This is a genomic window from Streptomyces sp. NPDC059166 (assembly GCF_042755185.1).
In the GTDB taxonomy this organism is placed as follows: Bacteria; Actinomycetota; Actinomycetes; order Streptomycetales; family Streptomycetaceae; genus Streptomyces.
The window spans coordinates 148,522-174,468 of record NZ_JBHZCI010000009.1 but is presented as its reverse complement, the minus strand read 5'-3'; the positions used below and the strand labels follow the sequence as shown (position 1 = coordinate 174,468).

At 70.8% G+C, this 25,947-nt stretch carries 25 protein-coding genes and 1 riboswitch; of the genes, 9 read left to right on the top strand and 16 right to left on the bottom strand.

Translation table 11 applies throughout. The features are described 5' to 3' along the window. Window positions 1-9: 9 nt before the first annotated feature. On the top strand, window positions 10-621 hold the full coding sequence (locus ACFXOA_RS09735; protein WP_385024441.1) for a TetR family transcriptional regulator: 612 nt from the start codon (window positions 10-12) through the stop codon (window positions 619-621). Window positions 622-694: 73 nt separating this feature from the next. On the opposite strand, the gene ACFXOA_RS09730 is transcribed toward ACFXOA_RS09735, so the two are convergent. Further along, a complete protein-coding gene (locus ACFXOA_RS09730; RefSeq protein ID WP_385024439.1) occupies window positions 695-1,027 on the bottom strand; it encodes a DUF4190 domain-containing protein in 333 nt (110 codons plus the stop codon). Between the two features lie 15 nt (window positions 1,028-1,042). After that, entirely contained in the window at window positions 1,043-1,198 is a 156-nt protein-coding gene (locus ACFXOA_RS09725; RefSeq protein ID WP_362541951.1) for a hypothetical protein, read from the bottom strand. 103 nt (window positions 1,199-1,301) lie between these two features. Here ACFXOA_RS09725 and ACFXOA_RS09720 point away from each other — a divergent pair, with 103 nt between their 5' ends. Both ACFXOA_RS09720 and ACFXOA_RS09715 read left to right on the top strand, forming a co-directional pair. Next, the gene (locus ACFXOA_RS09720) at window positions 1,302-1,925 is read left to right on the top strand and encodes a TetR family transcriptional regulator (protein WP_385024437.1); all 624 of its coding nucleotides are present in this window, start codon (window positions 1,302-1,304) and stop codon (window positions 1,923-1,925) included. Between the two features lie 10 nt (window positions 1,926-1,935). After that, entirely contained in the window at window positions 1,936-2,766 is an 831-nt protein-coding gene (locus ACFXOA_RS09715) for an alpha/beta fold hydrolase (RefSeq protein WP_385024435.1), read from the top strand. A 38-nt stretch (window positions 2,767-2,804) separates the two neighbouring features. Here ACFXOA_RS09715 and ACFXOA_RS09710 read toward each other — a convergent pair whose 3' ends face one another. From ACFXOA_RS09710 to ACFXOA_RS09665, 10 genes are all read right to left on the bottom strand, one after another. Further along, entirely contained in the window at window positions 2,805-3,671 is an 867-nt protein-coding gene (locus ACFXOA_RS09710; RefSeq protein ID WP_385024433.1) for a thioesterase family protein, read from the bottom strand. A gap of 50 nt (window positions 3,672-3,721) precedes the next feature. Then, window positions 3,722-4,393, bottom strand: a complete 672-nt coding sequence (locus ACFXOA_RS09705) for a trimeric intracellular cation channel family protein (protein ID WP_385024431.1) — start codon at window positions 4,391-4,393, stop codon at window positions 3,722-3,724. Between the two features lie 18 nt (window positions 4,394-4,411). Continuing rightward, a complete protein-coding gene (locus ACFXOA_RS09700; RefSeq protein WP_385024429.1) occupies window positions 4,412-5,743 on the bottom strand; it encodes an ABC transporter ATP-binding protein in 1,332 nt (443 codons plus the stop codon). A gap of 23 nt (window positions 5,744-5,766) precedes the next feature. Further along, window positions 5,767-6,855, bottom strand: coding sequence for an ABC transporter ATP-binding protein (locus ACFXOA_RS09695; protein ID WP_385024427.1), 1,089 nt, complete (start codon window positions 6,853-6,855; stop codon window positions 5,767-5,769). Beyond that, window positions 6,852-7,841 carry an ABC transporter permease gene (locus ACFXOA_RS09690; protein WP_385024425.1) on the bottom strand — a complete coding sequence of 330 codons (990 nt, stop codon included), beginning with the start codon at window positions 7,839-7,841 and terminating at the stop codon, window positions 6,852-6,854. The genes ACFXOA_RS09695 and ACFXOA_RS09690 overlap by 4 nt, the downstream gene beginning before the upstream one ends. A 90-nt stretch (window positions 7,842-7,931) precedes the next feature. Further along, on the bottom strand, window positions 7,932-9,692 hold the full coding sequence (locus ACFXOA_RS09685) for an ABC transporter substrate-binding protein (protein WP_385024423.1): 1,761 nt from the start codon (window positions 9,690-9,692) through the stop codon (window positions 7,932-7,934). Window positions 9,693-9,736: 44 nt separating this feature from the next. Then, window positions 9,737-10,729, bottom strand: coding sequence for an ABC transporter permease (locus tag ACFXOA_RS09680; RefSeq protein WP_385024421.1), 993 nt, complete (start codon window positions 10,727-10,729; stop codon window positions 9,737-9,739). Between the two features lie 358 nt (window positions 10,730-11,087). Further along, window positions 11,088-11,906: an enhanced serine sensitivity protein SseB C-terminal domain-containing protein gene (locus ACFXOA_RS09675; RefSeq protein ID WP_385024419.1), complete on the bottom strand. Its 819-nt coding sequence runs from the start codon at window positions 11,904-11,906 to the stop codon at window positions 11,088-11,090. A gap of 169 nt (window positions 11,907-12,075) precedes the next feature. Then, entirely contained in the window at window positions 12,076-12,852 is a 777-nt protein-coding gene (locus ACFXOA_RS09670) for an enhanced serine sensitivity protein SseB (RefSeq protein ID WP_385024417.1), read from the bottom strand. Between the two features lie 268 nt (window positions 12,853-13,120). Further along, window positions 13,121-13,807, bottom strand: a complete 687-nt coding sequence (locus ACFXOA_RS09665; protein ID WP_385024415.1) for an AAA family ATPase — start codon at window positions 13,805-13,807, stop codon at window positions 13,121-13,123. 185 nt (window positions 13,808-13,992) lie between these two features. Further along, a riboswitch (glycine riboswitch) is annotated at window positions 13,993-14,090 on the top strand. A gap of 165 nt (window positions 14,091-14,255) precedes the next feature. Between ACFXOA_RS09665 and gcvT the strand changes: the two genes are divergently transcribed. The 5 genes from gcvT (at window position 14,256) to ACFXOA_RS09640 (ending at window position 20,754) form a co-directional block, all read left to right on the top strand. Next, the gene (gene gcvT / locus ACFXOA_RS09660) at window positions 14,256-15,383 is read left to right on the top strand and encodes a glycine cleavage system aminomethyltransferase GcvT (protein WP_385024413.1); all 1,128 of its coding nucleotides are present in this window, start codon (window positions 14,256-14,258) and stop codon (window positions 15,381-15,383) included. Between the two features lie 102 nt (window positions 15,384-15,485). Then, a complete protein-coding gene (gene gcvH, locus ACFXOA_RS09655; protein WP_362541992.1) occupies window positions 15,486-15,863 on the top strand; it encodes a glycine cleavage system protein GcvH in 378 nt (125 codons plus the stop codon). A gap of 18 nt (window positions 15,864-15,881) precedes the next feature. Next, window positions 15,882-17,141, top strand: coding sequence for a serine hydroxymethyltransferase (gene glyA / locus ACFXOA_RS09650; RefSeq protein ID WP_385024411.1), 1,260 nt, complete (start codon window positions 15,882-15,884; stop codon window positions 17,139-17,141). A gap of 171 nt (window positions 17,142-17,312) precedes the next feature. Next, window positions 17,313-18,698, top strand: coding sequence for an L-serine ammonia-lyase (locus ACFXOA_RS09645; protein WP_385024409.1), 1,386 nt, complete (start codon window positions 17,313-17,315; stop codon window positions 18,696-18,698). A gap of 532 nt (window positions 18,699-19,230) precedes the next feature. Beyond that, window positions 19,231-20,754 (top strand): catalase, encoded by a 1,524-nt coding sequence (locus ACFXOA_RS09640; protein WP_385024407.1) that lies wholly within the window; start codon window positions 19,231-19,233, stop codon window positions 20,752-20,754. Window positions 20,755-20,916: 162 nt separating this feature from the next. Here ACFXOA_RS09640 and ACFXOA_RS09635 read toward each other — a convergent pair whose 3' ends face one another. Further along, window positions 20,917-21,333, bottom strand: a complete 417-nt coding sequence (locus tag ACFXOA_RS09635; protein WP_385024405.1) for a hypothetical protein — start codon at window positions 21,331-21,333, stop codon at window positions 20,917-20,919. A gap of 442 nt (window positions 21,334-21,775) precedes the next feature. Between ACFXOA_RS09635 and ACFXOA_RS09630 the strand changes: the two genes are divergently transcribed. Next, window positions 21,776-23,914, top strand: a complete 2,139-nt coding sequence (locus ACFXOA_RS09630) for an acyltransferase family protein (protein WP_385024403.1) — start codon at window positions 21,776-21,778, stop codon at window positions 23,912-23,914. A gap of 219 nt (window positions 23,915-24,133) precedes the next feature. On the opposite strand, the gene ACFXOA_RS09625 is transcribed toward ACFXOA_RS09630, so the two are convergent. The 3 genes from ACFXOA_RS09625 to ACFXOA_RS09615 form a co-directional block, all read right to left on the bottom strand. Then, window positions 24,134-24,271 (bottom strand): hypothetical protein, encoded by a 138-nt coding sequence (locus ACFXOA_RS09625; protein ID WP_385024401.1) that lies wholly within the window; start codon window positions 24,269-24,271, stop codon window positions 24,134-24,136. A 121-nt stretch (window positions 24,272-24,392) separates the two neighbouring features. Beyond that, window positions 24,393-24,812, bottom strand: a complete 420-nt coding sequence (locus ACFXOA_RS09620) for a RidA family protein (protein WP_385024399.1) — start codon at window positions 24,810-24,812, stop codon at window positions 24,393-24,395. After that, on the bottom strand, window positions 24,809-25,936 hold the full coding sequence (locus ACFXOA_RS09615) for a mandelate racemase/muconate lactonizing enzyme family protein (RefSeq protein ID WP_385024397.1): 1,128 nt from the start codon (window positions 25,934-25,936) through the stop codon (window positions 24,809-24,811). The genes ACFXOA_RS09620 and ACFXOA_RS09615 overlap by 4 nt, the downstream gene beginning before the upstream one ends. Window positions 25,937-25,947: the final 11 nt, after the last annotated feature.

Sequence of the window (25,947 nt, the reverse complement as noted above, 5' to 3'; positions counted from 1 at the left end):
GGTCACTCGATGAGCCCCAAGCAGCATCGCGGCGAGGTCACGTCCGATCAGCTCCTGGACGCCGCGCTGCGTGTGTTCGTCGAGTCGGGCGAGCAGGGGCTCACGGTCAACGCGGTCGTCCGCGCGAGCGGCGTCAGCCTGGGCAGTCTCTACCACCACTTCGGCAGCCTGGACGGGCTCGTGGGAGCCCTGTGCCACCGCTGGCTGGGGCGCCTCCTCGGGGAGCTGGCCGTGGCACTGGGCGCCTCCGGCTCCGCGCAGGCGGGCATCGCCTCGGTGGTCCGGGCGTATCTGGCCTTCGTCCAGGCGCATCCGGGCCCCGCGCTCCTGCTCCACTCACCGCTCGCCGACCGCAAGGGGATGGCACAGGGGAAGGAGGTCCGTGACACCCAGGAGGCCAGGATCTCGGAGCTGGAGGGCTGGCTCCTCCCGCATGTGGATTCGGGTGAACTGGCCCCGCTCCCGTCGCCGTTGATCGAGTCCTTGGTGCTCGGCCCGGTCGTGGCCGTCGCCCGCCGGGCACTCTCCGGGTTCGACGACGTCGACCTGGACGAGGCGGCGCGCCTGCTGCCGGAGCAGATCTGGCGGTCGGTCAGGCGGCAGGACCTGCCCGCGGAATAGGCCGCGCCACACACCGGCCCGCCCGGAATGCGGCCGCGTACCCCGCCCCGGACTCCACGCGGGGAGCGACCTCTCAGCCGGCGAGGCTCCAGGAGACGGTGCCGTTGGCCGTGACGAGGACCGCGAGGACGACGAGGTCCGCCACCCCCAGGGCCAGTCCGAGCAGGGCACGGCCCCGCCGGGTGGTGGAGCGGGCGAGGGCGATCGACGCCATGACGACGGCGACGGGCCCGAGCAGGATGTTCATGACCAGGAGGCCGATCAGTCCGAGCACGAACGAGGCGACGGCGAGTCCGTCGGCCTGCTTCCCGCCCGACCGGGGACGGGCGGGACTCGTGCCTCCGGCCGGCGCGGAGGCGGAAGTGGCCTCGACGGGACGGTTGTCGCGTGCCGTGGTGAGTGCCATGGCGGTGCTCCTTCCTCAGCGGGTGCGGCGGGCGAGGCGTTCACGGGCGCCGAAGACCGCCAGCCAGAGGCCGATCACGGCCGCGGCGGTCAGGGCGACGGGGAGCGGAAGGTGTGCGACCGCTCCGAGCACCACCCCCAGCAGGAGCAGTGCGGCGACGAGCACGAACATGTCCGGTCCTTTCCGCGCTTTGAGAGTACGACTGTTCACTGACTTGTCAGTCTAGACCCATGCCGCCTTCCATGACTCGGAGAACGGTTGTTTACTGAATGGCATGAGTCACACCATCGGCGTCCGCCAGGCCCAGAAGCTGAAGACGCGCCAGGCCCTGCTCGACGCGGCACTGGACCTGCTGGAGCACCAGAGCCTGAGCAGCCTGGGCCTGCGCGAGGTGACACGGGCCGTCGGAATGACCCCGACCGCCTTCTACCGCCACTTCGACGGCACGGCCGCCCTGGGCGTCGCCCTGGTGGAGGAGACCCTGGGGAGCCTGCACGGGATGATCGGCGCGATCCTCGCCGACACCGGGGACAGCGAGGAGAGGCTCGACCGCAGCGTCGGCCTGATAGCGCGTCACGTGCGCTCGCAGCCCGCCCACTTCCGCTTCATCGCCCGGGAGCAGCACGGCGGGGTGAGCCGGGTCCGCGAGGCGATCGCCGCCCAGCTGCGCGGCTTCGCGGAAGAGGTGGCCCACGTCCTGGGTGCGGAGCCGGGGTCCGAGGGCTGGGACCGGGAGGACCTGCTGATGCTGGGCGGGCTGTACGTCGACCACATGGTGCTCACGGCCTCGGCGCTGCTGGACGCCGGGCCGGAGGGCGAGCGGGAGGTCGTCCGTGTGGCGCGACGCCGGCTCCGCCTGGTCACCCTGGGCCGGGCCCACTGGCTGGACAGCCCTTAGGGTCGGCGGCATGAACGACTGGACTCTGGACAGGACCTTCGCCGGCCCGTCGGGAGAGGTCCGCTGGACGGCCCTCGGCCCCGCCGAGGCTCCGCCCGTCGTCCTGGTGCACGGCACACCCTTCTCCTCGTACGTGTGGCGCGGTATCGCCCGAGGGCTGTCCCAGGACCACCGGGTGTACGTGTGGGACCTGCCGGGTTACGGCGCCTCGGCGCAGTACGAGGGCCAGGACGTGTCGCTCGGCGCCCAGGCCGGGGTGCTGTGCGAACTCCTGGACCACTGGGGCCTGGTGGAACCGGCCGTCGCCGCCCATGACTTCGGGGGGTGCGTCGCACTGCGCGCCCGGCTCCTGCACGGCGCCCGCTTCCGCCGCCTCGCCCTGGTCGACCCGGTCGCACTGGCGCCCTGGGGGTCGCCCGCCTACCGGCTGCTCGGCGGTCGGGCCGAGGCGTTCGGCGCGCTTCCGCCGGAGCTACACCGGGCCCTGGTCAGGGAGTACATCGGCTCGGCGAGCCACCGGGGGCTCCACCCGGCGGTGCTGGACAGGCTCGTCGCACCCTGGTGCACCGGCAGCGGGCAGCCCGCCTTCTACCGGCAGATCACCCAGAACGACCAGCGGTTCACCGATGAGATCCAGCACCGCTACGGGCAGCTGGACCTGCCCGTCCTGGTCTGCTGGGGCACGGAGGACACCTGGATCCCGGTCACCCGCGGCCACGAGCTGGCCGGGCTGATCCCGGGAGCCGAACTGCGGCTGCTCGAGGGCGCCGGGCACCTGGTGCAGGAGGACGCGCCGGCCGAGCTCACCGCGGCGCTCACCCGCTTCCTGCGCAGGGGATGAGGCCCGCCCGGACCGGTGGGCCTCATCGTGCGAGGGGGTCAGCCCCTGGGGGCGCGGGCGAGCTGGCGGGACTGGGCGACGAGGCGGTCGGCGCTGTCCCAGACGTCCGCGTCCTCCTCCAGGAACCCCCCGGCGAGGTTGCGGGTGGTGATGGAGACACGCAGCGGCCCGGGGGCCGGGCGGCACCGGATGTGCGCGGTCAGCTCGATGGTGGGGGTCCAGCCCTTGAGCCCGAGCTCGAAGGAGGTCGGCGGCAGCGCGTCGACGGTGAGCAGCAGCGAGAGCGGGTCGGGGTCTCGGCCGTCCGCCAGGCCGAACCAGCCCCGCATCTCGCCCTTGCCCGAAGGCGCCCCGATCGCCCAGCCGACCGTCGCCGGGTCGAGCCTGATGTCGAGCCGTTCGGTGATGGCGGAGCTTCCCGGGATCTCCGCCGTGCCGTCACTCGTCCCGAGGCAGCCTTCCAGCGGCGGCATGGCGGGCGGCAGGGCCGTCGTGCGGACCTCGTCCGTCAGCCCGTCCAGGTCGCCGTAGGTCGCGAGCACCCGGATGCGTTCGATTTCACTGCCGTCCTCCGCGTACTGGAAGAGCGAGGCCTGGCCGGTGGAGAGCGTACGCCCGGTGCGCACGACCTGGGTGCGGATCACGGCGGGGCCGGGTACGGAGGCCGTGAGGTAGTGGGCCGAGACCGAGAAGGGGTCGGAGTGCGGCAGCGCCTCTCCGAGCGCGCGGCCGAGCATGGCGAGGAGGTAGCCGCCGTTGACCGCGTGGATGATGGTCCAGCCCGCGGAGAGTTCCGCGTCGTAGACGCCTTCCTCCCGGAGCGTGACCGCGGTGTCGCGGTCGAACTCGCTGTCACCGATGGTCGCCCGCGTGATGCGCGACTCCTGCGCTGCTGCCTGTGCCATGGCATGCACGGTACACCGACTGCATTACTGAGCGGTAGCTTTCTCTGCCGTCAGGTGACGGCCGAGCCCTCCTCCGCCGTCGCGGAGCGCCTGTTGTAGGCGCGCGGCGCCCTCCAGTGGAAGCGCATGGCGAGCAGCCGCAGGACGAAGCCGGTGATCACCGCCGCACCGCTGGTGTAGCCGTTGAGCACGTCGAGGCGGATGCAGACGGCCACCATGGTGGCGCCCACGATCGCGGGCACGGCGTAGAGGTCGCGGTCCCAGCGCAGCAGCGAGGGGACCTCGTTGGCCAGGACGTCGCGCAGCACACCGCCGCCGACGGCCGTGGCCAGACCGAGCGCGGCGGACGAGGTGAGACCGAGTCCGTACTCGTACGCCTTGACGGTTCCGGTGACACAGAAAAGCCCCAGCCCCGCCGCGTCGAAGACGTTGACACCGACCTGGATGCGCTCGACGTGCGGGTGGAGGAAGAAGACGACGCCGGCGGCGATCAGCGGGGGCAGGAAGTACCCGAGATCGGTGAAGGCCGCGGGAGGGATCGCGCCGATCATCACGTCACGGAAGATCCCCCCGCCCAGGGCTGTCACCTCGGCCAGGACCGCGATGCCGAAGACATCGAAGTTCTTGCGTACGGCGAGCAGGGCGCCCGAGATCGCGAAGACGAAGATCCCCGCGATGTCGAGCGCGTGCTGGACGGAGGGAGTGAAGAGTTCGTTGAGCACCCGGCAATTGTGCCGTTACTACCCCTTCGACCCTTCCTCCGCCTCCTCGGACGGTGCGGCGGCGGGCTCGCCCGCCTCGGCCGAGGCGGGTCCGGCGGCTCCCTCCGGCCCCTTCACCGCACCGGAGTCCGGGCTGTCCGGCTCGGCGGGGGCGGGCTCTTCCTGCCCCTTCGCGGCTCCGGACTCCGGACCGGCGTCCTGGGTGTCCGGCTCCGCGGGAGCGGCTTCCGGCGGGGGTGCGGGTTCGGGAGCGGACGGCTCCGACGCGGACGGCTCCGCGGCGGGGGTGCTCTTCACCGTGATGACGTCCGCCACGAGCGGGGCGTCGCCCGGCGCCTGGTCCTCGCCGTTCTCCGGGTGGTGGCATGCCACCTGGTGGCCGGTCTTCAACTGGAGCAGCGGCGGCTCGGTCGTCGCGCAGACCTTGGTGGCCTTCCAGCACCGGGTGTGGAAACGGCAGCCGGTGGGCGGCGAGATCGGTGACGGCACGTCACCCTTGAGCAGGATGCGCTCGCTCCTGGCACCGCGCCGGCGCGGGTCCGGCACCGGGACCGCCGACATGAGCGCCTTGGTGTACGGGTGCATGGGCGCCTCGTACAGCGAGGAGCGGTCCGCCAGCTCGACGATCTTCCCCAGGTACATCACCGCGATCCGGTCGGAGACATGACGGATGACCGACAGGTCGTGCGCGATGATCATGTACGTGAGGCCGAGCTCGTCCTGAAGGTCGTCCAGCAGGTTCACGACCTGGGCCTGGATCGACACGTCCAGCGCCGACACCGGCTCGTCGGCGACGACGAGCTTCGGCTTCAGCGCGAGGGCACGGGCGATGCCGATGCGCTGGCGCTGGCCGCCCGAGAACTCGTGCGGGTAGCGGTTGTAGTGCTCGGGGTTGAGCCCCACCAGCTCCAGGAGCCGCTGGACCTCCGCCTTCACGCCGCCCTCGGGCTTGACGCCCTGGAGCCGGAAAGGGGTTCCGACGATGCCGCCGACCGTGTGGCGCGGGTTCAGCGAGCCGTACGGGTCCTGGAAGATCATCTGGATGTCGCGGCGCATCGGGCGCAGCCGCCCGGCCGACATGTGGGTGATGTCGCGGCCCTGGAACTCGACCTTGCCGCCGGTCGGTTCCAGCAGCCGGGTGACCAGCCGGCCCATGGTCGACTTGCCGCATCCCGACTCGCCGACGACCCCGAGCGTCTCACCGGGGCGCACGTCGAAGGTGAGCCCGTCCACGGCCTGGACCGCGCCGACCTTGCGCTTCAGCACGCCCTTGGTGATCGGGAAGTGCTTGACCAGGCCGTCGACCTTGAGGAGCGGCTCGGACCCGTCGGGCCCGGCCTCGGAAGACACGGGGGTCCTCGTGTTCGGATCAGTCACAGCTTCGGCGCAATCTCTTCGGTCCAGATACGTTCGCGCTGCTCACGCGACATGTGGCACGCGGAGTAGTGCCCGTCGCTGACCAGCTGCAGCTCGGGACGCTCGGTGCGGGTGATGTTGTCCGGCGGGACGTCGGCGTACGGGCAGCGCGGGTGGAAGGCGCAGCCGGACGGGACGTTGATGAGGCTGGGCGGGGAGCCCTTGACCGGGATCAGCCGCTCGGTCTGCTCGCGGTCGATGCGCGGCATCGAGCCGAGCAGGCCCCAGGTGTAGGGGTGCTGTGGTTCGTAGAACACCTTCTCGGCGCTGCCGCGCTCGATGCAGCGTCCCGCGTACATCACGAGCAGGTCGTCCGCGATCTCGGCGACCACGCCGAGGTCGTGGGTGATCATGACGACCGCGGAGCCGAACTCCTTCTGCAGGTCGCGGATGAGGTCGAGGATCTGCGCCTGGACGGTGACGTCGAGGGCTGTCGTCGGCTCGTCGGCGATGAGCAGCTGCGGGTTGTTGACCAGGGCCATCGCGATCATCGCACGCTGACGCATACCGCCGGAGAACTGGTGCGGGTAGTCGTCGTAGCGGCGGTGCGGCTCGGGGATGCCGACGCGGTCGAGCATCTCGATCGCGCGCTTCTTCGCGGCCTTCTTGTCGACCTTGTTGTGCACCCGGTGGGCTTCGACGATCTGTGCGCCGACGCTGTAGTAGGGGTGCAGGGCCGACAGCGGGTCCTGGAAGATCATGGCCATCTTCTGGCCGCGCAGCTTCCGTACGCGCTCGGGGCCGGCGCCGATCAGCTCCTCGCCGTCGAGCCAGATCTCGCCGCCGATCCGGGCACGCTCCGAGGTGTGCAGGCCCATGACCCCGAGAGAGGTGACGGACTTGCCGGAACCGGACTCACCGACGATGCCGAGGGTCTTGCCGGCCTTCAGGTCGAAGCTGACACCGTCGACGGACTTGACCAGGCCGTCGTCGGTGTCGAAGTGGACACTGAGGTTGCGTACGGAGAGGAATTCCTTGTCGTCGCCGGACCGCGGTGCGGGGACGGTGTCCGCCGCCGGGGCGTCCTTCTTGATTGCGTCGCTCATGAGAGCCTCACCCGGGGGTCGATCGCGGCGTACACGAGGTCCACCAGCAGGTTGCAGATGACGATGAAGAAGGCGGCGACCAGGGTCACGCCCATCACCTTGGGCAGGTCGGCGGTGGTGACGCCCTGGATGGCGAAGGCACCCAGGCCCTGGAAGGAGAAGACCCGCTCGGTGATGACCGCGCCGCCGAGCAGCAGCGCGAAGTCCATGCCGAAGATGGTGACGAGCGGGGTGAGCGCGGAACGCAGGCCGTGCTTGACGACCACCTTGCGTTCCTGGAGGCCCTTGGCCCGCGCGGTTCTGATGTAGTCCTCACCCATCGTCTCCAGCATCCCCGCCCGGGTGAGCCGGGCGTAGAGCGCGGAGTAGAGCAGGGCGAGTGTGCACCAGGGCAGGACCAGGCTGCCCGCCCAGGCGATCGGGTCGTCGGCGAACGGCACGTACTCCCCGTTGCCGAACAGCGCCAGCACGACGAGGCCGGTGAAGAACATCGGCAGCGAGACACCGGCGAGCGCGACACCCATGGACAGGCGGTCGAAGAAGGAGCCCCGCTTCAGCGCGGAGACCACACCGATCGCGACACCGGAGACGACCCAGATGACGGCGGCACCGACGGCCAGCGAGAGCGTGACCGGGACCCGGTCGACGAGCTGCGGCCAGATCTCGGTGTGGGTCTTGAAGGAGTAGCCGAAGCACGGGGCGTTGCAGGTGACCGGGTCGGGACCGAACTGGTAGTCGGCGCCGACGACGATGCCCTTCACGAAGTTCCAGTACTGGAGGTAGAGGGGCTGGTCGAGCCCCAGGTTCTTCTTGACCGCGGCGATGACGTCGGGGTCGGGGCTCTTCCCGACGTACTGGGCGGCCATCGAGTCGAGGGTCTGTCCGCCGAGTCGGGGCACCAGGAAGAAGATCGCGAATGTGACTGCGCTGACCACCAGCAGCAGCAACACCGCGGCGAACACGCGTCGGATGATGTACGCAGCCACAGCCGTGCGGCGCCGGGCGGGCGGACGGGGTACGCCCGCCGGCCCGGCGCCTTCACCTGCCTTTCAGGGGATGCTGTCGATGAACAGGTGTTACTTGGTGGACGTCATCAGCACGTAGTCGTACATGCCGAGGTACGCGTCCGTGACCGTGACGTTCGCCGCGGAGTCCGGGCGGTAGAGCAGGTTCTTGCGGTAGAAGAGCGGAACGACCGACGCGTTCTCCATGACCTTCTGGTCGACCTCGCCCCACGTGGCGTTGCGCGCAGTGGTGTCGACGGTGCCGATGCCCTTGACGAGGAGGTCGTTGATCCCCTTGTCGTTCAGCTCCATCAGGTTGGTGCCGCCGGACGGCTTGATGGCCGATCCGTTCACGATCTGGTCGAGGAAGCCGAAGCCGGTCGGCCAGTCGGCGCCCCAGGCCATCATCATCATGCCCGCGTTGTTCTTGTGGACCCACTCGGGGACACCGGCGAAGTCCGTGAAGTACTTGTCCGCGGGGAACTGCTTGATCTCGGCGGTGACGCCGATCGCCTTCAGGCTGCCCTGGAGCTGCGTGGCGGCGGTGATCTCGTCAGGACGGTCGGAGCGGGCCGTCAGCGTGGTCTTGAAGCCGTTGGGCTGACCGCACTTGGCCAGGTGCTCCTTGGCCTTGGCGACGTCGCCCTTGTGGTCCTTCGTCGGGTACAGGTCGAACTTCTTGTAACCGGCGACGGTCGGCGGGATGACCGTGGAGGCCGGGTCGCCCTTGACCGAGCCGCCGATCGAGTCGACCATGCTCTGCTTGTCGACGGCGTACTGGACGGCCTTGCGGCACTCGGCGTTGTCGAACGGCTTCACGTTGACGTTCAGCGCCAGGTACTGCAGGGCGCCGGCGTACGGGTTGTCCGTCTTGGCCTTCTCGGAGGCCTTGACCAGGACCTTGGGCTGCGTCTTGGACTGCAGACCGGTGCCCTCGGCGCCGACCGTGATGGCGTCGTTGAGCAGGTGGTCGTCGATCGTCGTCGCGTTGACGTTGAACTTGAGCACGACCTTGTCGGCCAGCGCCTTGCGGACCGGGTCCGTCTTCGGGTCCCACTCCGGGTTGCGGACCAGGGTCGCGCCCTTGCTCTCGTCGTACGACTCGAACTTGTACGGGCCGGACGAGACCATCTTCTGGACGTAGGCGGCGCCCTTGTCGGCCTTCTGCGGGACCGGAGCGGTCTGCGAGAACGCGGCGAGGTAGTCCATGTCCGCGAACGGCTTGTTGAGCTTGAAGACGATCGTGTAGTCGTCCGGCGTCTCGATGGACTTGAGGCCCTCGGCCGACTTGTCCTTGTACGGGCCCTTGTACTTGTCGCCGCCCTCGAGGTAGGCCTTGAAGTACGTCGGTCCGTTGGACAGGGCCTCCGGCGCGAAGTTGGAGCGCTCGACGGCGTACTTGACGTCCTTCGAGGTGACCTCGGTGCCGTCCTCGTACTTCACGCCCTTGCGGAGCGTGTACGTCCAGGTCTTGGCGTCGTCACTGGCCTTGCCGAGGCCGGTCGCGAGGTCGGGGACGACCTCCAGGCTCTCCTTGCCGGCGGCCGGCTTGAAGGTGACCAGCGAACGGCCGTACAGGCGGGAGAAGTTCTGCACCCAGCCGTAGTACGTGTTACCGGGGTCCAGGGAGTCCGGGCCACTGGCGTGCTCCATCGTGACCGTTCCCCCCTTCTTGTCGGTCGCGTTGACGATGCTCGTCAGAGCGGCGTCGGCCTTGGCGTTGCCCCCACCGCCGTTGCCGTCACTGCCCGAGTCGCTGCCGCTGCAAGCCGATGCGCCGAGCGAAACCGCCACGGCGACGGCTATCGCCGCTGCTGTCTTTCTGTTCTGCATGCTGAGGAAAGCCCCCTCGCTAGTCCGGTGCGGCGATGCCGCTATTACTTGCCACGAGGGTCGAGTGCGTCGCGCAGCCCGTCCCCCAGCAGATTGAAGGCCAGCACGGTGATGAAGATCGCCATACCGGGGATGACCATGAACATCGGGTCCACCTCGTAGAGGTCGACCGCCTGCGTGAGCATGCCGCCCCAGGACGCCTGCGGCGGCGCGATACCGACGCCGAGGAAGGACAGGGATGCCTCGAAGAGGATGTTCGTGGGGATCAGCAACGTCGCGTACACGAGGATCGGCGCGATCAGGTTCGGCAGCAGTTCGCGGAAGAGGATGAACGGCCCGCGTGCGCCCAGTGACCTGGCGGCCTCGACGAACTCGCGCTCACGCAGCGACAGGGTCTGCGCACGGACGATGCGGCCGATGTAGGGCCAGCTGAAGAAGCCGATCACGAAGATCAGGACCGCGATCCGCAGCGTGAGCCCTTGCAGCCCGAAGGCGTTGCCCTGCAGGGAGGCGGAGATGGAGATCGCGAAGAGGAGCAGCGGGAAGGCGAGGAAGGTGTCCATCAGCCGGCTGATGAAGCTGTCCACCCAGCCGCCGTAGAAGCCGGCCACGACACCCATGACGACGCCGATGACGACGGAGAGCAGGGTGGAGCCCACGGCGACCACGAGGGAGACCCAGGAGCCTTCGAGGATGCGCGCCAGGATGTCGCGTCCGGTCTGCGGCTCGACCCCGAGGGGGTGGTCCCAGCTGATGCCGCCGAGCGAGCCCTTGGGGGCCAGCAGGACGGGGTCGACCAGGCTCTGGTTGAACGCGTTGGGGTCGAGTCCGAGGAGCGACTGCAGCGGCTTGGACAGGATCGCGACGAGGATCAGCAGCACGACGACGACGCCACCGGCCATCGCGGCCTTGTCGCGCTTGAAGCGCGTCCAGGCGATGCGGCCGAGGGAGCGGCCCTCGATCTCCTTGCGCCCGGCGCCTTCCAGCACCGTCTCGGGCCGCGCATCCGCCCGGGTGGTCTCGATCGGTGCCGTCATGGCGCTGGGGACCCCTCTCGGCCGACGGTGGCCGGCCTGTGACCGCCGCTGTAGCGGCTCGTATCAACACGTGTTTCAAGTGGCGGCGCACGGCTGGGCGGCCCCTGTTTCGAATGGGGGTCCGCCGGGCATGGAGCACTGCTGATGGGAGTCTTCAACCACTTTGCGATCACCCGCCAGACCTGACGGGGAATGTTTGCTCAAACGTGATGCTGCCAGAGGGCTTCCGTTATCCGGACATCCATGCCTGCTGAGCGGACCTCTCGGTCGCTAATCAGCCATAACGGACACCAGGCCCAACAGCACCGATCCCGGGAGCGATCGCCCCGCCCCGACGGCTCGCCGGACTGACGTACGGTCAGTAGGGGCGCGGTGAATGACCGGTGGCCGGAGGGTAGCCGTAACCCGCCGTGCCGGCGGCCGGGGCGTGCGCCTCACGGTCGTAGAAGGGCCGGGCGTTGGCGTTCAGCCACATCGCCACCGGGTCGTACTCGTCGGACAACGAGACCGTGGAGACCGGCAGTCCGTCGGGGACCACGCCGATCGACTGCCGCATCATCTCGCGCACGGCGTCCACGGAGGGGCGGCCGGTGTCGTAGAGGTCGAGACCGATGGCGAGGTACGGCACCCCGAGCGCGGGCTGCACCCAGGCGCGCCGCAACGCGCGCACGGAGGGGGTGCGGTGGGCGTTCTGCGACAGCAGGGCGTAGAACTGCGGGATCTCGACGGCCGGTTCGGTGAGCCGCAGCGGGCCGGCGGGCATCCGGTCGAGCCCGGTGGCGATGCGCCGCAGGTCGAGCCACGGGATGCCCACACCGCCGCCGGGGGCGTGCGGGTTGAGCCAGATGCCCCAGCGGTCGGGGAAGAGGGAGCGGGCGATGTCCCGGCCGGTGGTGACCTCGTGAGCCCTGGTCCAGCCGCTCGCCGCGAGCTCCTGGGCGGAGGTCACGCACGGGGCGTAACCGAGGCCGTCGACCTCCATGTTGCCGTACTGGGCGTCCGGGGAGCCCGCCGTGCCGTGCCAGAGCAGCATCCACACCTGGCCGTCCGTCAGGGAACGCAGCAGCGCCTCGTACGTGTCGAGGCGCCCGGGGACCACCTCGCGCAGCAGGTGCTCGACCGTTCCCCCCGCGGCGGGACCCCCGTGGGGGGCGGAGAACCGATCAGCCGCCCCCATGCCTGACGCACTCACCCTGGGTTCCGCCCCTCGTAGATCCGCTGTTCCCCGCGCGCTCAAGGCGCCGTGCGCCGCTCCCGGGCACACGGGGCGGCCGCTCTCATCCAACCAGCTTATGCGCCGCCCCTGACACCTTCCTGACGCGACGTGGTCGCACGCACATCCGGGCTCAGTGACCGCCGGACAGGTAGAAGGGGCGCACCTTGTCCCGCATCCAGTCGCCGACGGGGTCCTGGGTCACGTCGAGCATGAGGAGGCTGACCGGCCAGGGGGCCGGCACCCTGCCCAGTGCGCGCCCCAGGGCGTCCAGCGGAACGCTCTGCGCGAGGGCGCCCGGCGCGAGGGCCTCGACCGCCACGAAGAGGACGGGAGCGTCCCCCTCGATGCTGGCGAGCGCCCTGCGGGCGGTGGCTATCTCCCCGGTCGCCCGGAACTCGGCGGACACCTCGGCGAGGAAGTCGACGGGGTCCTCCTTCCAGCCGGGTTCGTACAGCCTGACCCGGCCGCCGCTCGCGGGGCCGTCCAGCGGGGTACGCCCGGACCGGCAGAGCTCGGCGACCGCCGCCGGAGGAAGGGGCACTCCGACCACACCGCCCGGGTTGACGGCGATGCCGAGCTGCGGGGGGAGGCCGCGGGCGAAGTCCCGCGCCGGGGCCACGGCGAAGGAGAGGTGGGAGCCCACGCACTGGAGGAACTGCGCCTCGGAACTGAAGACGGGGACGTACGCCCCTCCGTCGATGTCGACCGTCGGGAGGTCGAGGTCGGCACTGTCCGGGCCACCGCCTTCGGGCAGCGGCACCCAGACCTGGCTGCGGCCCAGCACCTCGACCAGCCGGCCTCCGGCCTCGGGCACTCCGAGGGATGCGCTCAGCACCTCCTCGAGCTCGTTGGCCGGCCATCCGGACGACGGATGCAACGGGCCCTGGGCCTGAGCCGGAATGTCCACGGTGTCTGTGTCCCTTTCTCGCCATGCGGTGCGGCTGAAACCTTAGACCGGCTCACGGCGGGAGGGCAGGTCCGCGGGCGGGGCGGCCCCTCCCCATCCACAGGGGCGTCCACCATCCGGACTCCGGACCGGAGGTCTGCGAACTGTGCGTGTGCGAACTGTGACAGGCCCGGGACCACCGGGACCGGGCGGCCGCCTCCGGTACGCACCGCCCCGGAGCCGTCCGTTCCGCCACGGCGGAGGGGCAGGGCGGCCGCTTCCGGTGCGTTCAGGCCGCGGTACGGGGCGCGGGGAAGGAGATCCGGCCGATCGCCGTGGCCGACTCGCGGTCGAGCAGGACGGCGGAGGAGCACCCAGGCGGCAGCAGGCCGCTCTCGGTGTCGCGCAGCAGCCGTCCCACCGCCCGGCGGTGCCGGGCGAAGGCGTACCCCGAGACGCCCCTCCCCCGCTCCCGCTGGCCCTGTCGCGCCACCTCCGGAGCGACGTCGAGCAGGACGAGGTGCAGGGTCCTCCCCTGCCGCAGGGCCTCCCGGGCCAGCCAGCGCCGCACCCAGGTCTGCGTACCGCAGTCGTGCACGACGACGGATCCGCCGGAGCGCAGGGCGCGCAGCAGCCCGGCGTAGTGCGCGACGCGCACCAGGGGGCGGTAGAGGGCGTACGGGAGCAAGGCGGGCAGGGCGGCCGCCCAGCGGTCGCGGGTGTCCTGGGAGTCGATCGCGTGGTCCCGGACCGTCCGCCTGATCAGGGTCGACTTCCCGCTGCCGGGCAGTCCGGAGACCACCACCACGTCCCCCGCGGCGAAGTCCAGGACGCGGACTCCCCGGCCGGCGGCACCCCTGAGGTCGCGCACCGCCGGTGCCGGTCCGCCGTCCGCCTCCCGTGCGGGCGCGCCCGGCTGCCGGGGCATCGCGCCGCTCGCCACCCCCGCGGTACTCGCGTGGCGCTGCGATGTCATCGTCGTCCCCCTGCCGAGTCACCCGCCGACCTGCACATGGACCTGCCCAAGAAGTGTAAAGAAAAGGTAATGCGAGACAACGGCTCACTCGCCCACGTGTCGCGCCCCACCTCGCCGAGGACCGGACGTCCCACTCTCCCGCAAGCCGTGCGATGATGACCCCGCCAAACTGCATACCGGCCGTTTGAATCCGCGCGGGAGAGTCCCGGTCACCGTGTGCGCCGGGCGCCGAAGGAGCAAGTTCCTCCCTTGAATCTCTCAGGCCCCGTACCGCGTGGATGAGGCAGATCTGAAAAGCGGGCCGCCCTGCGGCCCCACCCAAGGTGCAAGCCGACCCTGACGGGGCGACCCGTCGGGACCCTTTCAGGGGCTCTCGGCGAACCTCTCAGGTTCCGATGACAGATGGGGAGGGAACCGCCCCCTGTCGTCATGCCCTGGAGCCGAGTCCATGAGCACTGCCCCGAGCGCCGCCCCCCGTCACACCGCCCTCGACGCCCTTCACCGGTCGCTGGGCGCCACCATGACCGACTTCGCCGGCTGGGACATGCCGCTGCGGTACGCCAGCGAGCGCGACGAGCACAACGCCGTGCGCACCGGGGCCGGGCTGTTCGACCTGTCGCACATGGGTGAGATCACCGTCACCGGACCTCAGGCGGCCGCCTTCCTGAGCTACGCCCTGGTCGGCAACATCGCCACCGTCGGCGTGGGCCGGGCCCGCTACACGATGATCGTCGCGGAGGACGGCGGCATCCTCGACGACCTGATCGTCTACCGCCTCGGCGACAGCGAGTACATGGTGGTCGCCAACGCCGGCAACGCCCAGCTCGTCCTGGACACCCTGACCGACAGGGCCGGGGACTTCGACGCCGAGGTACGGGACGACCGCGACGCGTACGCGCTCCTCGCCGTCCAGGGCCCGGACTCACCCGCCGTACTGAAGTCGGTCACGGACGCCGATCTGGACGGACTGAAGTACTACGCCGGCCTCCCCGGCACGGTCGCCGGCGTTCCCGCGCTCATCGCCCGTACGGGTTACACCGGCGAGGACGGGTTCGAGCTGTTCGTCGCGCCCGGGCACGCGGAGCAGCTGTGGAAGGCGCTGACCGAGGCCGGCGCCCCGTACGGCCTGATCCCCTGCGGGCTCTCCTGCCGCGACACGCTCCGCCTGGAGGCGGGCATGCCGCTGTACGGCCACGAGCTGACCACGGCACTCACGCCGTTCGACGCCGGGCTCGGCCGGGTCGTGAAGTTCGAGAAGGAGGGCGACTTCGTGGGCCGTGAGGCGCTCACGGCCGCCGCGGGGCGCGCGGAGACCGCACCGCCCCGCAAGCTCGTCGGCCTGGTCGCCGAGGGCCGCCGGGTGCCGCGCGCGGGCTTCTCCGTCGTCGTGGCCGGCGAGGTCGTGGGCGAGGTCACCTCCGGCGCCCCGTCCCCCACCCTGGGCAAGCCGATCGCCATGGCCTACGTCGACGCGGCGCACGCCGAGCCGGGCACAGAGGGTGTCGGCGTCGACATCCGGGGCACGCACGAGCCGTACGAGGTCGTGGCACTGCCGTTCTACAAGCGCCGTAAGTGAACCGGGGTGTCACTCGGCGCCGCGCCCACGTGACGCATTCGTGTCTCACTCCACAAGACCACCGTCCATCAGCACTCCCCCGCGTACAGGAGAATTCACGTCATGAGCAACCCCCAGCAGCTGCGGTACAGCAAGGAGCACGAGTGGCTGTCGGCCCTCGAGGACGGTGTGGCCACGGTCGGCATCACCGAGTTCGCGGCCAACGCGCTCGGTGACGTCGTCTACGCCCAGCTCCCCGAGGTCGGTGACACGGTGACCGCGGGCGAGACCTGCGGTGAGCTGGAGTCGACCAAGTCGGTCAGCGACCTGTACTCGCCGGTGACCGGCGAGGTGACCGCGGCGAACCAGGACGTCGTCGACGATCCGTCGCTGGTGAACTCCGCCCCCTTCGAGGGCGGCTGGCTGTTCAAGGTGCGCGTCGCGCAGGAGCCGGACGACCTCCTGTCCGCCGACGAGTACACCGCGTTCTCCGGCAACTGAGACCCTAGGGACCCCCTGATGTCGCTTCTCAACTCCTCCCTCCACGAGCTGGACCCGGACGTCGCCGCCGCCGTCGACGCCGAGCTCCACCGTCAGCAGTCCACCCTCGAGATGATCGCCTCGGAGAACTTCGCTCCGGTCGCGGTCATGGAGGCGCAGGGCTCCGTCCTCACCAACAAGTACGCCGAGGGCTACCCCGGCCGCCGCTACTACGGCGGCTGCGAGCACGTCGACGTGGTCGAGCAGATCGCGATCGACCGCATCAAGGCGCTCTTCGGCGCCGAGGCCGCGAACGTGCAGCCGCACTCGGGTGCGCAGGCCAACGCCGCCGCGATGTTCGCGCTGCTGAAGCCGGGCGACACGATCATGGGCCTGAACCTGGCCCACGGCGGTCACCTGACCCACGGCATGAAGATCAACTTCTCCGGCAAGCTGTACGACGTGGTCCCGTACCACGTCGACGAGACCGGCGTCGTGGACATGGCCGAGGTCGAGCGCCTGGCCAAGGAGTCGAAGCCGAAGCTCATCGTGGCCGGCTGGTCCGCCTACCCGCGTCAGCTGGACTTCGCCGCCTTCCGCCGGATCGCGGACGAGGTCGGCGCCTACCTGATGGTCGACATGGCCCACTTCGCGGGCCTGGTCGCCGCGGGGCTGCACCCCAACCCGGTGCCGCACGCCCACGTCGTCACCACGACCACGCACAAGACCCTCGGCGGTCCGCGCGGTGGTGTCATCCTGTCGACGCAGGAGCTCGCCAAGAAGATCAACTCGGCGGTCTTCCCCGGCCAGCAGGGCGGCCCGCTGGAGCACGTGATCGCGGCCAAGGCCGTCTCCTTCAAGGTCGCGGCGACCGAGGAGTTCAAGGAGCGCCAGCAGCGCACCCTGGAGGGCGCCCGCATCCTCGCCGAGCGCCTGGTGCAGCCCGACGTCACCGAGGCGGGCGTCTCCGTCCTGTCCGGCGGCACCGACGTGCACCTGGTCCTGGTCGACCTGCGCAACTCCGAGCTGGACGGCCAGCAGGCCGAGGACCGGCTCCACGAGCTGGGCATCACGGTCAACCGGAACGCCATCCCCAACGACCCGCGGCCCCCGATGGTCACCTCGGGCCTGCGGATCGGCACCCCGGCCCTGGCCACCCGCGGCTTCGGGGCGGCGGACTTCGCCGAGGTCGCCGAGATCATCGCGGCCGCGCTGAAGCCGGTGTACGACGCCGACGCCCTCAAGGCCCGCGTGGTCGCGCTGGCCGCGAAGTTCCCGCTGTACCCCGGCGTCAAGTAGACACCTGCTGTCGGACACCCGCGGTTTGCACACGGGGTGGGGGCACCACGCACACTGGAACGGCGTGCGCGGTGCCCCCATCCCTTTGCCCCGCGCCCCACGGGCCCACCGGCCCTTCCCCGCACCACCCGGCGGACAACGACGTCCACCAACGCCTTAGGAGTACTCCCCGTGGCCCTCTCGGTCTTCGACCTCTTCTCGGTCGGTATCGGCCCGTCCAGCTCCCACACGGTCGGCCCGATGCGCGCGGCCCGCATGTTCGCCCGCCGGCTCAAGAACGAGGGCCTGCTGGTCCACACCGCGTCGATACGGGCCGAGCTCTACGGCTCGCTCGGCGCGACCGGCCACGGCCACGGCACGCCCAAGGCGGTCCTGCTGGGGCTGGAGGGCGAGTCGCCCCGCACGGTCGACGTCGAGGGCGCCGACGCCCGCGTCGAGGAGATCCGCTCCTCGGGCCGGATCAGCCTGCTGGGCACGCACGAGATCCCCTTCGACGCCGACGAGCACCTGGTCCTCCACCGGCGCAAGGCCCTCCCGTACCACGCCAACGGCATGACGGTCTCCGCGTACGACGAAGAGGGCGCGCCGCTTCTGGAGAAGACCTACTACTCGGTGGGCGGCGGATTCGTCGTCGACGAGGACGCCGTGGACGGCGAGAACCCGATCGTCCCGGACGACACCGTCCTCAAGCACCCCTTCCGCACCGGCGACGAGCTGCTGCGCCTCGCCCGGGAGACCGGCCTCTCCATCTCCTCCCTGATGCTGGAGAACGAGCGGGCCTGGCGTACCGAGGACGAGATCAGGGCGGGCCTGCTCGAGATCTGGCGTGTCATGCAGGCCTGCATCACCCGTGGCATGTCCCGGGAGGGCATCCTGCCGGGCGGCCTGAAGGTCCGCCGTCGCGCCGCGAACTCGGCACGGCAGCTGCGCGCGGAGGGCGATCCCCAGACCCACGCGATGGAGTGGATCACCCTCTACGCGATGGCGGTCAACGAGGAGAACGCCGCCGGGGGCCGCGTGGTCACCGCGCCGACGAACGGCGCGGCCGGCATCATCCCGGCCGTCCTGCACTACTGGATGAACTTCGCCGCCGGCGGCTGCACCGAGGCCGAGAAGGAGGACGGCGTCGTCCGCTTCCTGCTGGCCGCCGGGGCCATCGGCATGCTCTTCAAGGAGAACGCCTCCATCTCCGGCGCAGAGGTCGGCTGCCAGGGCGAGGTCGGCTCCGCCTGCTCCATGGCCGCGGGCGCCCTCGCGGAGGTCCTGGGCGGCTCCCCCGAGCAGGTGGAGAACGCCGCCGAGATCGGCATGGAGCACAACCTGGGCCTGACCTGCGACCCGGTCGGCGGGCTCGTCCAGATCCCCTGCATCGAGCGCAACGGAATGGCCGCGGTCAAGGCGGTCACCGCGGCGAAGATGGCGCTCCGCGGGGACGGCAGCCACAAGGTCTCCCTGGACAAGGTCATCAAGACCATGAAGGACACCGGCGCGGACATGTCCGTGAAGTACAAGGAGACGGCCCGCGGCGGGCTCGCGGTGAACATCATCGAGTGCTGAGGTTCTAGGCCCTGACCAGCGCGTCTACGTCTTTCAGCGCTGGTCGGGGCCTTCCCTGCCTGCGCGGCGGAAACTTCCTGGAATCCCACCGGGACAGAGATGGAAGTCCCTGCGGAGTCCCTGACGGGCGTCACCCGCTTGCGAAACGCACCGAGAACCACGGCCGCCGTCTCCCGGCCCTGGCGGCGCCTGGGCCACCCCGTCGCCGGCGACGAAGGGCCCGGCCGTCGGCGGCGGGGCCGGGCCGCTTCCATGTGTGAGGCGTGTCCGGGGCGGATACGCGGACAGTGAGCGGGCTCAACAGGCGATGCGATTTGTCCTTGAATAGTCTGTTTTCCAGGTTTGCCTACCTGGGTAGGGGGTTACCTGTGCAGGCGTAGGGGACGCACACGGCCTCACCCGGTACCGCGGAAGGCGCGCGGTTCTGCTCCACCCCCGTGCCGGAGCTCCGGGTGCACCCGGAGCCGGACGGCGCCGGCGTGGAGCCGCCATCGGTGTCTCCTGCGGCAGAGACGAAGGGGAAGACGACGCAATGACCGACACCTCGCATCAGCCGACCACCTCCGACTCCGGCGCCCCCGTCGAGAGTGACGAGCACTCGCTCACCGTGGGCGCGGGTGGGCCGATCCTGCTCCAGGACTCGTATCTGATCGAGCAGATGGCCCAGTTCAACCGTGAACGCATCCCCGAGCGCCAGCCGCACGCGAAGGGCAGCGGCGCCTTCGGGCACTTCGAGGTGACCTCGGACGTCTCAGCGTTCACCAAGGCCGCTCTGTTCCAGCCCGGCACCACCACCGACCTGGTGATCCGGTTCTCCACCGTCGCCGGTGAGCGGGGCAGCCCGGACACCTGGCGTGACCCGCGGGGCTTCGCGGTGAAGTTCTACACCAGCGAAGGCAACTACGACATGGTGGGCAACAACACCCCCGTGTTCTTCGTGAAGGACCCGATGAAGTTCCAGCACTTCATCCGGTCGCAGAAGCGCCGGGCCGACAACAACCTGCGCGACCACGACATGCAGTGGGACTTCTGGACCCTCTCGCCCGAGTCGGCGCACCAGGTCACCTGGCTGATGGGCGACCGCGGCATCCCGCGCACATGGCGCCACATGAACGGCTACACCTCGCACACGTACATGTGGATCAACGCGTCGGGCGAGCGGTTCTGGGTGAAGTACCACTTCAAGACCGACCAGGGCATCGAGACCTTCACCCAGCACGAGGCCGACCAGATGGCCGCCGCGGACACGGATTACCACACGCGTGATCTCTTCGAGCACATCCGCGACGGGGAGTACCCGAGCTGGACGCTGTACGTGCAGGTCATGCCGTACGAGGACGCGAAGGACTACCGCTTCAACCCGTTCGACCTGACCAAGGTGTGGCCGCACGGCGACTACCCGCTGATCGAGGTGGGGCGGATGACGCTCGACCGGAACCCCACGGACAACCACGCCGAGATCGAGCAGGCGGCGTTCCAGCCGAACAACTTCGTCCCGGGCATCGGGCCGAGCCCGGACCGCATGCTCCTGGCGCGGCTGTTCTCCTACGCGGACGCGCACCGGCACCGCATCGGCGGCAACTACCAGCAGCTTCCCGTGAACGCCCCCGTCGTGCCGGTCCACTCGTACTCCAAGGACGGGGCGATGGCGTACCGGAAGACCACCGACCCGGTCTACGCCCCGAACTCCAAGGGCGGCCCGGCAGCCGACACGGAGCGTTACGGCACCCCGCCGAGCTGGTACGCCGACGGCGAGATCACGCGGAGCGCCTACGTCGACCACGCCGAGGACGACGACTGGGGCCAGGCGGGCACCATGGTCCGCGAGGTCCTGGACGACGCCGCCCGGGACCGGCTGGTGGACAACATCGTCGGCCACCTGCTGAACGGCGTGAGCGAACCGATCCTGAAGCGGGCGTTCACGTACTGGTCGAACGTCGATAGCACGCTGGGCAAGCGCGTCGAGGAGGGTGTGCGCGCGAAGGCCGGGGAGAAGGACCCCAAGGCGGCTGAGCAGGGCAACCCGGCACGCCGGGACATGCAGCGCAAGGCCTGAGGGAGCGAGCGCACGGCCCGAGGGGCCGCACGTGGCCCCCGGGAAGCCCCCCCACCCGTGCCGGGTGGGGGGGCTTCCCGCGTCCCGCGGGAAGTCCTCAGGACGCCGTCCGGGCGGCGGCGGTGTCCAGGCGGACGGCGACGCGGGCACCGGCGGGTGGGGTCAGGACTCGGGGCAGAACGTCCCGCGCAGCCCGAAGTTGATGTGGCTCCCGTCCTCGTCCGTCAGGGTGACACCGTCGTAGGAGAACCGCTGTGCGGCGCTGTGGTCGGGGTCCTTCGCGCCGCCGTCGAGGGCCGCGCACTGGTTGCGGGCCGCGTCGACGGCCTTGTCCTCGTCATGGGTGAGCCTGCCGTCGACGTCGCGTACGGCCGCGAGGACGGCGTCGCGCTCGGCGCCGGTGGGCTCGGGCGGAATGCCCGTGCCCGCGGCCTCGCCGCCGTCCGCGGCGGCCGACGCCATGGGCTCGGCACTGCTGGTGGTGCCGGCCGCGCTGTCGTCATCCTTGTCGCCGCTGCAGCCCACGACGGCGACGGCTATTACGGCGACGACGGCCGCCGTGGTGATGCGGATACGCATGGTTCCCCCCTGGTACGACACAAGTGGGACCAGGGTGCGGCAGGAACGGCCCCCGGGCCGCCGCGATGACCGAGCCGTGACATGTCGCGGACACCTTCGGGACCACCCGGTCCCGCACGCCGGCACGGCGGAGGAGAAACCCGGGCGGGCGGGCTCCGCGCCCTGCGCCCATGCGGCGCCCATGACCTCTACGGACCGGACACCGGTGCGGCGGCTCGACCGCCCACGTCACACCGGTCCCGGCCCCCTGGACGGGCACGGAGGACGATCCGGCCGGGCGCGCTCCGCGCCCGGCCCGCAGTGCTGTGACGCCCTGTTTGTTCGACGGGCATGTTCGATTCACCCGTACGTCAGCGCGGTGAATTCCGGTGGCTGGTACATCGACGAGACGGACGGACCGCCGGCCCGCGCCGCCTGCCCGTCGCAGACACGAGGACAGCGTGTGAAGACGTACACCCCGGTGGTGCGCCCACCCTCCCGTCCGGCCGGGCCACCGGTGTCCGCCCACCCGGTGCCGAAGCACTCGCCCAGGGCCGACATCCAGGGGCTGCGCGCCCTGGCCGTGACCATGGTGGTCCTCTCGCACGCCGGCGTCGGCCCGGTCGCCGGGGGCTACGCCGGGGTGGACGTCTTCTTCGTCGTCTCGGGCTTCCTCATCACCTCGCAGCTGCTGCGCGAACTGTCCGCCACCGGCCGGATGTCCGTCGGGGGCTTCTACGCCCGGCGGGCGCTGCGGCTGCTGCCCGCGGCGACGGTCGTCATCGTGGTCACGCTGGCCGGCTCCTGGCTGTTCCTGTCCAAGGTCCGCTTCCAGGAGTACGTCCTGGACGCGGTGGGCAGTGCCCTGTACGTCCTGAACCTCAGGCTCGCCGTCGACGGCACCGACTACCTCGCCGAGGGAAGCCCTCCGTCGCCCTTCCAGCACTTCTGGTCCCTGGCCGTCGAGGAGCAGTTCTATCTCGTGTGGCCCCTTCTGCTGCTGGCCACCTGGCGGCTGTCGCGCCGGCGGCGCACCACGGCGGTGGTGCTCGGCCTGCTGTGCGGGGTGTCGCTCGGGATGAGCGTCTGGGCGATGGACGGCCCGGCGTCATGGGCGTACTTCGGTTCGCACACCCGCTTCTGGGAGCTCGGGGCCGGGGCGCTGCTCGCGTTGTCCGCCGCCCGGCTGGGCCGGCTGCCGGTGCCGGCCGCGGCCGTGCTGAGCTGGGCCGGCCTGGCGTCCGTCCTGCTGTCCGCCGTCCTCTTCGACGACGGCACGGCCTTCCCCGGGTACTACGCCCTGCTGCCCGTGCTCGGGACCGTGCTGGTACTCGCCGGGGGCTGCGTACCCGGGCCGTACGGGGCCGGGCGGCTGCTCGGCCTGCGGCCCGCCGTACTGCTCGGCGGGCTCTCCTACAGCTGGTATCTGTGGCACTGGCCGCTGCTGGTCATCGGCCCGGGCGTGCTGGACGGGCCGACGGGCGTGCGCACGGCGCTGCTGCTCGCGGTGCTCGCCCTGCTGCCGGCCTGGGCCACGGCCCGGCTGGTGGAGAACCCAGTGCGCTTCCACCCCGCCCTCCGCGGACGGCACGGCCGTGCGCTGGCCCTCGGGGCCTGCCTGTCGGCCCTCGCGGCGGTGACCGCCCTGACGGCGTCCCTCTTCCCGCCGGCGGTCGGCTCGGGCCGGGCAGCGCCGGTGCCGGCCCGGGAGCTGGCGGACGCCCCTGATCCCGCGGCCCGGCTGCGAGAACTCCTGGAGTCCTCCGGTGACAGCCTGCCCGGAAATCTCACCCCGGGCCTGACCTCGGTCAAGGCGTCCGAGGCGAAGGTCTACGCAGACGGCTGCCACGTCGGCTACGAGAGCGTCAGCACACCGCCGTGCGTCTACGGGGACCCCGCATCCGACCAGGTCGTCGTGCTCTTCGGGGACTCCCACGCAGCCCAGTGGTTCCCCGCGCTCGACCGCCTCGCGTCCGTGCACCACTGGAAGCTGGTGTCGCTGACGAAGGCATCCTGCAAGCCGGCCGAGGTCACCACCGTGCACTCCGGCGCGCCGTACACGTCCTGCGACATCTGGCGTCACCGGGTGCTCGCGAGGATCGGCGCGGTCCACCCCGCGCTGGTGGTCGTCTCGTCCTCCGAGGCGGGCGACGCCACGCGGCCGGCGGCAGACCCCGTCCGGCAGTGGGCCGAAGGGTTCGGGGAGACGTTCGGTGCGATCCGGAGGTCGGGGGCCGGAGTCGCAGTGCTGCTGGACACCCCCTGGCCGCGCGCGGACGCGGTCGACTGCGCGGCCTCCCATCCGATGGACCTGCGGCGTTGCGCGAACAGCCTGCCCGAGGCGATCGAGGACCCCGGGCGCAGGAAGGCGGTCCGCGACGCGGCTCGCTCGTCGGGCGCGGCGGTGATCGACCCCGCGCCGTGGCTGTGCACCGACGCCGGCGGCTGCCCCGTGGCGGTGGGGAACACCCTGGTCTACCGGGACGACAGCCATGTCGCGGAGGCGTACGCGGCGGCCTTGGCCCCGCTCCTCGACGAGCGGCTCACCGCGCTACGGGTCGCGCCCGGGGCGCGGACCGCCGGGCGTACCCCGGTCCGGTGAGCGGACCGGGGTGCGCCCGGCGGTGCCGCGTTACGACGTCGTGATGGAGATCACGTAGGCCGCCGTGGCCTTGACGCCTCCCGGGCAGTGGTTGGTGGAGAGCTTGCCGCGCTTGACCCACGGGCCGATGCCCGCGTACTTGCCCGCGCAGTAGAGCTGGACCGCGTGGACGCGGTTGGAGGGGAGGCTCGGGCAGGACGAGTAAGCCGTACCGCCTCCCTAGTCGACGTCCATCGCGTAGAACTTCGCCTTGCACCCCCAACGGGTCTCCGACGCCGCCGACGCGGGTCCGGCGGTCGCCATGAACCCCGCCACGGCCGTCGCGGATATGACGAGCGCGGTCAATGCTCTTCTCACTGAGCTGTCCTTCCGGTGGTGGAGCTGCGATTACGCCGGCGAGCGTAGCCAGCCGTGCGGTCGGCCGGCCACGCGTCGCCGATCACTGTTACCGGTCTCGGACCAGGTGGGAACACCCCCGTCATCCCGAGGACTTGGCCGTTTCCCCGGTCCTCAGCGCCACCACGTCGATCTCCACCAGAATGTCCATCAGGTCGGACCCGACGGTGGTGCGGACGGGGTGCGGAGCGGGGAAGAAGTCGCGGTACACGGCGTCGTAGGCGGCGAAGTCCCGGCGCAGGTGCTGGAGGTGGGCCGTGACCTTGACGACGTCGCCGAGGCCGAGCCCTTCGGCCTGCAGTACGGCGCCGACGTTCCGCAGGACCTGGGCCGTCTGCTCCTCGACGGTGTCCGCGACGGCGCCGGTCTCCGGGTCCTGGGGGCCGAAGCCCGAGGTGAAGAGGTAGGGGCCTGCGGTGATCCCCTGGCTGTAGGCGCCGGCGGGGGCGGGTGCCCGGTCGGTACGGACGGCGCGCCGGGCGTCGGGGGTGGTGGTGCTCATCGGGTCAGGTCTCCTTCGCGGGCGTTGACCTCGGCGTAGTGGCGGAGCTTGTCCTCGTCGACGGTGACGCCGAGCCCGGGGCCGGACGGGACGCGCAGGCTGCCGTGTTCGAAGGTGAGCGGCTCGATGATGTCGTCGGCGTGCAGGTAGTACATGGAGTCGATGGCGCGGGACAGCACGGGCGTGCTGGCGACGACGGCCAGGTGCGCGGCGGTGGCGATGCCGAGTTCCCCGCCGCTGTGCAGGTTCATCCCGAGCCCGAAGGTCTCGCAGTGCGCGGCGAGGGCCTTGGTGGGCGCTATGCCGCCCCACTTGTAGACGTCCCCGTGGATGACGTCCACGGCGCCCAGGCGCACGGCGGGCGCGAAGTCCTCGAAGCGTACGACGCACATGTTGGTGCAGAGCGGGATGCGGACCTTGGCGCGGACCTGGCTCATGCCCTCGATGCCGACGCAGGGGTCCTCCAGGTATTCGAGGTCCAGCTCCTCCAGGGCGATGCCGGCCCGGACGGAGTCGGGGACGGACCAGGCGGCGTTGGGGTCGACGCGCAGGCTGACCTCGGGCAGTGCGGAGCGCAGGGCGCGCAGGATCGCGACGTCGCCCTGGACGTCCTTGGTGCCCTTGAGCTTGACGGCCTGGAAGCCTCCCTCGGTCACGACCCGCAGGGTGTGTTCGGCGAGCTGGGCGGGCAGGTCGGCGGGCCGGGCGCCGGGGGCGTCGGCCCGGGTGATGAGGGCGGTGAGCGGGACCTCGTCGCGGACGGGGCCGCCGAGGAGGTCGGTGACGGACTGGCCGGTGGCCTTGCCCATGGCGTCCCAGCAGGCGACGTCGAGGGCGGCGATGGCGGCGTATCCCAGGTAGCCGTAGAAGAAGGGGACCATGTGCTGCTTGCGGTGGAAGGCCTCCAGGGCGAAGGGGCTCATCCCGATGAGGTCCTCCGCGATGTTCTTCACGATGGCGGCGACGGGCCGGCCCCACATGGTCTCGCCCCAGCCCTCCGCACCGGTGTCCGTCCGGATGCGGACGACGGTGCGGGTCTCCCCGGTCTTGGTCTCGAAGGAGCTGGTGAAGGGGTTGACCAGGGGCAGGTTCACGACGTGGACGTCTACGTCGGTGATCTTCATGCGGGTTCCTC

What these genes read in the sequence shown, in the direction of transcription:
- ACFXOA_RS09615 (WP_385024397.1), bottom strand. Translation starts at nt 25,936, where the DNA reads ATGAAGATCACCGACGTAGACGTCCACGTCGTGAACCTGCCCCTGGTC.
- ACFXOA_RS09725 (WP_362541951.1), bottom strand. Translation starts at nt 1,198, where the DNA reads ATGTTCGTGCTCGTCGCCGCACTGCTCCTGCTGGGGGTGGTGCTCGGA.
- ACFXOA_RS09640 (WP_385024407.1), top strand. Translation starts at nt 19,231, where the DNA reads ATGACCGACACCTCGCATCAGCCGACCACCTCCGACTCCGGCGCCCCC.
- ACFXOA_RS09620 (WP_385024399.1), bottom strand. Translation starts at nt 24,812, where the DNA reads ATGAGCACCACCACCCCCGACGCCCGGCGCGCCGTCCGTACCGACCGG.
- ACFXOA_RS09675 (WP_385024419.1), bottom strand. Translation starts at nt 11,906, where the DNA reads ATGGGGGCGGCTGATCGGTTCTCCGCCCCCCACGGGGGTCCCGCCGCG.
- ACFXOA_RS09635 (WP_385024405.1), bottom strand. Translation starts at nt 21,333, where the DNA reads ATGCGTATCCGCATCACCACGGCGGCCGTCGTCGCCGTAATAGCCGTC.
- ACFXOA_RS09715 (WP_385024435.1), top strand. Translation starts at nt 1,936, where the DNA reads ATGAACGACTGGACTCTGGACAGGACCTTCGCCGGCCCGTCGGGAGAG.
- ACFXOA_RS09695 (WP_385024427.1), bottom strand. Translation starts at nt 6,855, where the DNA reads ATGAGCGACGCAATCAAGAAGGACGCCCCGGCGGCGGACACCGTCCCC.
- ACFXOA_RS09720 (WP_385024437.1), top strand. Translation starts at nt 1,302, where the DNA reads ATGAGTCACACCATCGGCGTCCGCCAGGCCCAGAAGCTGAAGACGCGC.
- ACFXOA_RS09665 (WP_385024415.1), bottom strand. Translation starts at nt 13,807, where the DNA reads ATGACATCGCAGCGCCACGCGAGTACCGCGGGGGTGGCGAGCGGCGCG.
- ACFXOA_RS09730 (WP_385024439.1), bottom strand. Translation starts at nt 1,027, where the DNA reads ATGGCACTCACCACGGCACGCGACAACCGTCCCGTCGAGGCCACTTCC.
- gcvT (WP_385024413.1), top strand. Translation starts at nt 14,256, where the DNA reads ATGAGCACTGCCCCGAGCGCCGCCCCCCGTCACACCGCCCTCGACGCC.
- gcvH (WP_362541992.1), top strand. Translation starts at nt 15,486, where the DNA reads ATGAGCAACCCCCAGCAGCTGCGGTACAGCAAGGAGCACGAGTGGCTG.
- ACFXOA_RS09735 (WP_385024441.1), top strand. Translation starts at nt 10, where the DNA reads ATGAGCCCCAAGCAGCATCGCGGCGAGGTCACGTCCGATCAGCTCCTG.
- ACFXOA_RS09685 (WP_385024423.1), bottom strand. Translation starts at nt 9,692, where the DNA reads ATGCAGAACAGAAAGACAGCAGCGGCGATAGCCGTCGCCGTGGCGGTT.
- ACFXOA_RS09710 (WP_385024433.1), bottom strand. Translation starts at nt 3,671, where the DNA reads ATGGCACAGGCAGCAGCGCAGGAGTCGCGCATCACGCGGGCGACCATC.
- ACFXOA_RS09680 (WP_385024421.1), bottom strand. Translation starts at nt 10,729, where the DNA reads ATGACGGCACCGATCGAGACCACCCGGGCGGATGCGCGGCCCGAGACG.
- glyA (WP_385024411.1), top strand. Translation starts at nt 15,882, where the DNA reads ATGTCGCTTCTCAACTCCTCCCTCCACGAGCTGGACCCGGACGTCGCC.